The following is a 7,217-nucleotide window of genomic DNA, read 5'->3' as shown; positions in this document are numbered from 1 at the left end:
AACTGCCAAAGCTGCCCTTTTCGCCATTGGCCGCAACAATCAGGGCCTTAAAATCCTGTGCAGCCTTCTCTGCGGTCGCGCCATCGTTCGCCCTGACGGCGGCATCAAATTCACGGGCAATATGATTGGCCGTCTGAATATCGCTTTCTGTTACCTTGCGCATTGTTCTGGTTCCCTTAATGACAACAGGATGGCCGATGTGGCCGGTTCAACTTCTTCCCGTCGTCAAAAAGGGGTGAATGCCGTCAAGCTGAATATGGGATGTTCACGACCGTTAAGGCGTGAACCGGGACCCTGATTCTGCTTTACGGCAGAGGGCGCAGCCCTTCCTTTGGCCGACCCGCAAGTTCGATGTCAGAAGGATACCCGGTACGAGCCGGACTGGTATTGCGGCTAACTGTTAACCCAGTTCACAACACGCAAACCGGCAACACGGTTGAATTCCTTGACATTGTTTGTCACCAGCGTGAGACCTTCGCTACGTGCATACCCGGCAATCATCAGATCATACGGCCCAATGGTCTGGCCGTCACGTTCATGCGTGCTGCGAATTTCCGAAGACAAGACAAGTTTAATTATTCACACTCAGCCTGAATAAAACTTGATGATCAAGTGGCCCTATATCCAGCCCAAGGATTACGAACATTCTGAAGATATTTAAGAACTGATGTCCTCTGGGCGATATCGTCCTGGCTATTCGTTTCATATTTAAACAGCTGGCGCCATTCTTGTGCAATGGGTGCCCAATAATGCGGCGGCGACGGCAAGAGATCGCTATTCTGATAATTCTGATTGATTACTGTTTCCATTGATCGATCAGCATTGGTTGACCAATCCAGCACTAAAAGCTCGGCTTGCAGAATGCTACGGTCCGAGTCAGCTTTACCCAAAGTTTTTCTAAGTTGATGTAAGTGGCCTTTTATTACCTGCTTGTCGCCGTCCAGATCATCTACAGCCTTACGCAACCACGAAATATCGTTTTCCTTATCATGATGAAGTGCAATCTTGATGCCGTTCGGCAACGGAACGCCATTTTCAATCCTTGCATTAATATGGTTCTGGACTTGGTCCAGCTTGGCTACATAGTCAACGATCATTTGATCTGCATGCAAAAACAGAGCAATTATTTGTTGCGTCTCGCTCGTCATAGGTCACACTCACTAATCGTCCCAGCTTTCCGCGAAGCTCGCACTGCATCCACTGACGCATTCCAGTCAGTGTACCAGTACTCATCAATTTGATCAGACTTAATGGTCGGCTTCGGATAATCGCGAGGGAGCCAAATCTGTGTACCTCCCCCTTCAAGATAATATCCCTCTTTTCCATCAATTTGCGCCAAATTTTGCGGCGCGATATCTCCGACAAACGCGGCTGGAGGTGGCGGCACCTCAGCTATGATATAACCTCCACCGTTATTCCATTCATTCAACACGGCATCCCGTGCACGCCATTCTGCTTCGGTCTCCGGTGGTTTTGCAGGGCTCCAAAATTGCCCCTCATATCCTTTCTCATCATTTACGACCCGATAGAGTTTTTCGCCAGGGTCAAAATTCCGATATGTAGGCTTGGAGCCAAACGTTTCTAGTACCTTGATAAATCGCTCAGGATCTTGTTTCATCGCTTCTCGCAGTGTGCCAGGCAATTTCTTGTCTTCCAACAGTTCATTGTACCATCTAGGCGCTGCTTTACGAATATTTGCCAAGCGAACTTCTATATTTTCGTTAATCTGTTTAGCTCCTTGTTCTAAAGGAGCTGCGTCAAATCCCTCTCGTCCCATTGCCCGCTGCCACGACTTATACGGGCCAAGTTTACCAAAGGCTCTTATCGCACGTTGCACAATGATCGACTGCCCCGGCAGCACGGCAAAAGCCTTGGTGGCATAATCGCCAATGGCACGCAATATCCGCTCCCGGATCGCATGAGCCGCCGCATTGATTTTTTGAGGTCCGATGCGACACAGTTCCTCGATGGTCGCCAGAGCATCATTGACAATGTCTGGCGACAGGTTCTTCAGCAAGGAAACCTTTTGCGCCGTCAGATCAAGAAACTCGTCAAATTTCTGCGCAACAAACCCGACCTGATCGACCACATCATCGGCCAGTTTGGTAACAAACCGATAGCCATTGACCCGCATACCGGTGCGGTGCAGCGCCTTGTTGATATAAACCAGCACCCGCCCCATTTCCGAGGCGTTCTTCCAGATGATCTTGATCACGCCCTTCGCCAGCGACCCCAGCGACGGCACAAGCCCGATTAGGCAGGCAAACACCCCGACCCAGACCCCGAGTTCTGTGTAACGTTTCTCCCAGATCAGGAGTTTGCCGTTGGCAATAAGATCGCGCAGATCCGCCACCTGATCGACCACCGGCACGGCCGTGACAATCGCATTGGTAATGATCTGGCCAGTTGACATGTCTTCGTTAAAGTCGCCCTGAAGGGTCTGCCAGCTCCATTGCGCCCCTGATGCCATCCCGGACGCCACACTCTCAGCCGCTCGTTCCAGCCAGGTGCGTTCATCTTCAACCGGGGCGGGTTCTTCAAACGGCACCGGCTCAGTCGGATCGTCAAAGAAAAAGACCTCGACCTCGCCGTCATAATCACCCAGATCGACATGAATATATTTATGCCGGGACAGCTCGGTAACGGTCAGCACCCCTTCGGTAATAACCTCGCCGCCGGGCTCACCGCCATTGGGTTTTTGCACCACATAAGTCGCATCGGTGACAGCCTGCTCATCTGGATATTCATAGCGCAGATGGATCCAGTTGCCGTCATGACAATGCTGGCACCCATCCGCGGCCACCCGCCCCCCTTCAGAAGAGGCCAGTTCCTGGGCTTTTTGATATTCGTTTGTAATCTGGTTCATGTCATTCATACCTGTCAGGCGATATCCAGACGGCGTAAAAAACCGGTCTTTAACTGCTCAAACAGCCGGTCAGGCGGCTGCTCTGCAAACAGACCGGCAAGACGGGTGTGCAATGGGTCATCAAGAAAAAAGGGCGTGAAAACCAGAGCACAAATCAGATGCGCCACCTGTTGGTCTTCCGAAATGAGCCCGCGTTTCTCCCTCGCTTCCCGGCATTGGATGACAAATTCCCCGATATGTTCTTCGGGCAGCAACGGGGTGGATTTTTTAATCACCTCATCCGGGCCGGAAAGGTCACCTGCTATCCCCTGATCCAGCAATGGCAAAAGCTGTTTCAGGGCGGCATTGGCCATCAGGATGTTGGGAAAATTGTGGTTCTGAAAGGCGTCTTCAAACTGCTGGAGCCGGACCATCGGGCTTTTGAGGATATCATCCAGATATGACCGCACAATCGGACGCACCCGGGCATCTTGCAAGAAATATGTGCCGTGGAACCCGGCCATGGTCGCGAGTTTGGCAATCTCGTTGCGACGCAAGAACCCCTTGTCCCGGATCTCTTTTGTGACCATCTCGATCATCGTAATGACAGGGTCGATAGTCTTAACCTCCAACCGCTCAAAATGACGCGGGGCGATATTAAACAGCTTCTGACCAAACTCCGTGGCGAACCGGTCCTGACGTCGCCGTCCCAGTCCGGCCCGTTTTTCTGCGGTCAAAATGAAGGATGTCTTCTCGACCTCGCGATCAATCCGGGAGGAAATTTTAAACAGGCTCTCGCCCACCGGCGCATATATCGCCTGGATCGGTGGCTGCTCACGGGGATGAAGTAACCCGGCCACATCTTCACGCTCATGTTTGACCAGGGAAAACAGGTTAACCGTCTCACGGGGTTCCCAGAAGCGCAGGTAATACCATTGTTCCTGTTCATCACGCACACGGGTGAATTTGCGAAAATGAGACTGGATCTCGTCAATATCGGCACGGGAGCGAATATAAATCGCCGGTTCGCGGTGCCAGAGATGCCGGGTCGTCGCCTGTGCGTTGGCATTGGGGTCATGGGTAAACAGGATGCGGGTGAAGTCCGCCTTCTGATCCATTTCGATCAGATAAGGCGCGACATCGCCAAGTTCGATGGCGGCCTTGCCCTTGAACATGCAGCGCCAGGGCATACCACAGGTTTCAATGGCACTGGCCCCGCTTGTCAGTTTGGCAGCATCAATTACAGCATAGGTTTTAAGCGGCGGCACATTCTCAAGGCCATCATAGAAAGCAATCTCTGCTGCTGTTGGTTCCACCTCCCCGAACAGCGGCTCAAGCAGACCATCGGGCACTGTTTTGCGTGGATGCACACCGAACTGGTCATCAAGCGGCTCAATACCGGGTATCTCTTTAATATCGAGCCACGCAACCGGTTCCGCTGTGGTCGTAGCATCGCTGGCCAGCAGCCCCAGTTCGACCGGATGTTGCGCATAGACATGGCGGGCCAGATCCAGCGCTTTCTTTTCCCGGGCATGGCGCACCATCCATTCGGTGGCTGGCATTACATTTTCGGCCCAGAGCAGGCGAAGATGTTCAAGATCGCCACCTTTCTCCGCAAGATGCGCGCGCAAAACAGTTTCATAGGCGTCACGACCATCGGCCCAAACAGCGGCCACGCCGGTCAGGGTTTCTGTCACGGTTGCCGTATCATTGCCAAAACCGTCTTCTGTATCGTCATCGCCTGAAGGATCGCACACAAAATGACAGTGCCCCAGCCAGGGCTCCAATTCCGGTGCTGTCATCTCACAGTCCTCATCAGGCGCGTCCTCACACAGTTAACCCTGCCACACACTTTTGTGTGGCAGGCTAGACCATGCCAAAACCCTTTGAGCAGAGTCCCGCGCAAAATCGCCAAATGCGTGTCATGAGATAAATTCTGTTAGTTGATTGATTTTGAAAACAAATTTCAAAAATCAAAGCATATGTCGCGACCTCGTTTCAAGCGGATTTTCGCCAGCTTAAGCGGAAATCCGCCCGACAGACCAAACTCAACCGGCAGAATCCTGCCGGTTGCGCCAATGCGCAATCTCCGCTTCGACAAAAGCCAACCTCTGGCGCATCCCGGACCGGTGGGCATTCTGATATTCCCGTTCGTAAAGAGCATCCATAACACTTGCCCGTTGTGCCGGTTCCAGAGATGTAAGGGGATCACTGCCACAGACTTGGACATCGGGTTGCTGATCTTCGATCCGGTCCAGCTCGACAAGCTGCGTTTGCAACACCTTTTTCTCAGCTTCGAGGGTTTCAATTGCTTCTTTTGCATAGGCTGCAACGTCATCATCCTGCATCGCGCCCTCCCAATGCTGGCAGCACGCACCGCACCCGCTCCATAAAAACCCGCTCCGCCTTGATCGCACTCCAGGGCAACATGTATTCGTCAAACGGTTCTGACAGATCGCCTGCGCTCAACTGCACCAGAGACGGATCCACACAATCGCGATATTCCGTTGCCTTCAAACGCTGATCGATCTCATGGACTTCGTTCAGCATGGCTTGAGGCCACGGCCAGTCAAGGCCGGCCAGAAGGGTAAAATGCCGCCGGATCGGTAAGATAATTTCGATCTCAAAACGCTGCCAGACGCCGAGCTGACGCAGGGTATTTTTGACCGGCGTGATAATGTCGCCGGTATCAAATTCCTCAATGTCATGGATCAGAGCATATCCAGCAGCCTGCGCTGAGACCAAATCACAAGCCTGCACACAATGCTGCGCCACCGTAACCTCGCAGGCCCCGTTCCAGCGCCGGATACATGCCAGACCTGCGGCCTGATGCCTGAAAATCTCAAGGCGTTTTTCGAGAGACGGGAGAATGTTGTGAGTGGGGGTGATCAGTTCAAGCATATCACACCTCCGGTCACAAGCCCGCGTCGTGCGGCCTGCCGGGTGATCTCGGAGAGCAAATGATTTTGCACGGTATCGCGCGCGCAACGATTACGGGCGACCAGTTGCAAAGCGTTGCCGGTTACAGACGCCCGTATTTGTGACAACCATGCGCGGGGATGGCGACAGTCTGGCAGATTGCTTTGCGCAATAGCGGCGCATATCTCGCGCCATTCAGCCGGATCAGAAGCATCACAGATCGGTGCAGAAGCGGATGCGGTGTCTTCTGCACAAGCTTCTGGCTGTATTCCATCAAGCACATCCAGAATGACAAGCCGTGAAGGCCGTCTCCCCTTCTGTCGCAAACCCTCAAGCTCCAGCCTGACAGCATCGACGCCAGCCCGATCAATCGCGTCACTGACCCGCAAACAGGCATTGGCCAGGGTCCACGGCTCACAACACAGCCGCTGCCATTCTCTTGCTAACATCAAACAGTGATCATCGACGGCAGGAAGGACGGTGGCACCTGTGCCGGAAACGGCAGGTGCCTGTTCCCTTTCATCCGTGTTTTCTTCCTTATCCGTGTTCTTCTTATTGGAACCGGCACCCCGTGCCGGTTTAACAGCGGCACCGTGTGCCGGTATGAGGGAACCAGATGCCGGTTTACCGCCAAGGTCGAGCAACTGATAGGCATTGCGATTCCGCAACCGCCCAACAGCGCGGCTCTGCTTGGCGACCAGACCAAGCTCGGATAACCGCTTGAGCGCCTGACGCACCTTGCGATCCGACAGGCTCGCCTCACGGGCAATCGTTTCAATTTTGGGAAAACAGTTCTGTGTGCGGTCATTGACATGCGACGCCAGAACAATGGCGACGCAGATCTCAGCGGTCGTGAGATCGGGATGATCGAGAACCTTTGTCTGCACCCAGTGCCAGCGGGCAACGGCAGACGTTCCGACCGGTGCTGAAGGCTCAGCACCCGCGCCGGTTTGCGCGTCGGGAATGGAAGATGTCATCTATGATATCGGCAGAGTTCAAACACCGCATTTGCACTTGACAAAGCGGTCCCATCGCCTAAACTTCACCTCAGATTTCGAGACCGAGGCAGCTTAAGCCTTTCCAAGAACCCGTTGGTGCCAGCCGACGGGTTTTTTCTTTATCTACTTGAAAATTCTAGGGAAAATGAAACTCGGAAGTGCCGCCTCCTCTGTTAGAGGCATGCACCCGAACTTTTTCTCTTGTTTCGCGAATCCGTCGAGTCTATATCTCAAGAATCGACGGATCGGAAAGAGTGGTTGCGGGGGCCAGATTTGAACTGACGACCTTCAGGTTATGAGCCTGACGAGCTACCGGGCTGCTCCACCCCGCGATTGTGGGTATGTTGTATCTATTTAAGGATAAATAGATAACGCCGCATCATGATGAGTGAGCGGCGTTTGTATCTGGCGTTGTGACAGGGAATAAAGATTTTTAACTGTGTTTGGAAGGCCCG

General features: G+C 53.1%; 7 protein-coding genes and 1 tRNA gene. All 8 read right to left on the bottom strand.

The window, feature by feature from the left end; translation table 11 throughout:
* Positions 1–393: 393 nt before the first annotated feature.
* Positions 394–564 (bottom strand): PIN domain-containing protein, encoded by a 171-nt coding sequence (locus tag THS27_RS26780; RefSeq protein WP_210403016.1) that lies wholly within the window; start codon positions 562–564, stop codon positions 394–396.
* Positions 565–608: 44 nt separating this feature from the next.
* On the bottom strand, positions 609–1,148 hold the full coding sequence (locus tag THS27_RS25440) for a hypothetical protein (RefSeq protein WP_085595707.1): 540 nt from the start codon (positions 1,146–1,148) through the stop codon (positions 609–611).
* Complete coding sequence (locus THS27_RS25435) at positions 1,145–2,866, bottom strand: hypothetical protein (protein ID WP_085595705.1); 1,722 nt, start codon at positions 2,864–2,866, stop codon at positions 1,145–1,147. Before THS27_RS25435 ends, THS27_RS25440 begins: the two co-directional genes overlap by 4 nt.
* 14 nt (positions 2,867–2,880) lie before the next feature.
* Entirely contained in the window at positions 2,881–4,647 is a 1,767-nt protein-coding gene (locus THS27_RS25430; protein WP_085595704.1) for a DUF4123 domain-containing protein, read from the bottom strand.
* Between the two features lie 246 nt (positions 4,648–4,893).
* A complete protein-coding gene (locus tag THS27_RS25425; RefSeq protein ID WP_085595702.1) occupies positions 4,894–5,193 on the bottom strand; it encodes a hypothetical protein in 300 nt (99 codons plus the stop codon).
* On the bottom strand, positions 5,183–5,746 hold the full coding sequence (locus THS27_RS25420) for a hypothetical protein (RefSeq protein ID WP_085595700.1): 564 nt from the start codon (positions 5,744–5,746) through the stop codon (positions 5,183–5,185). Before THS27_RS25420 ends, THS27_RS25425 begins: the two co-directional genes overlap by 11 nt.
* Complete coding sequence (locus THS27_RS25415) at positions 5,734–6,741, bottom strand: helix-turn-helix domain-containing protein (protein ID WP_085595698.1); 1,008 nt, start codon at positions 6,739–6,741, stop codon at positions 5,734–5,736. The genes THS27_RS25420 and THS27_RS25415 overlap by 13 nt, the downstream gene beginning before the upstream one ends.
* A gap of 276 nt (positions 6,742–7,017) precedes the next feature.
* Positions 7,018–7,094, bottom strand: a tRNA-Met gene (locus THS27_RS25410).
* Between the last annotated feature and the right edge of the window lie 123 nt (positions 7,095–7,217).

Source organism: Thalassospira sp. MCCC 1A01428 (assembly GCF_002115825.1).
GTDB lineage: Bacteria > Pseudomonadota > Alphaproteobacteria > Rhodospirillales > Thalassospiraceae > Thalassospira.
Note: the sequence above shows the minus strand (reverse complement) of the source record. Positions and strands in the feature narration are given on the sequence as shown.

What these genes read in the sequence shown, in the direction of transcription:
- THS27_RS25440 (WP_085595707.1), bottom strand. Translation starts at nt 1,148, where the DNA reads ATGACGAGCGAGACGCAACAAATAATTGCTCTGTTTTTGCATGCAGAT.
- THS27_RS25435 (WP_085595705.1), bottom strand. Translation starts at nt 2,866, where the DNA reads ATGAACCAGATTACAAACGAATATCAAAAAGCCCAGGAACTGGCCTCT.
- THS27_RS25415 (WP_085595698.1), bottom strand. Translation starts at nt 6,741, where the DNA reads ATGACATCTTCCATTCCCGACGCGCAAACCGGCGCGGGTGCTGAGCCT.
- THS27_RS25420 (WP_085595700.1), bottom strand. Translation starts at nt 5,746, where the DNA reads ATGCTTGAACTGATCACCCCCACTCACAACATTCTCCCGTCTCTCGAA.
- THS27_RS25430 (WP_085595704.1), bottom strand. Translation starts at nt 4,647, where the DNA reads ATGACAGCACCGGAATTGGAGCCCTGGCTGGGGCACTGTCATTTTGTG.
- THS27_RS25425 (WP_085595702.1), bottom strand. Translation starts at nt 5,193, where the DNA reads ATGCAGGATGATGACGTTGCAGCCTATGCAAAAGAAGCAATTGAAACC.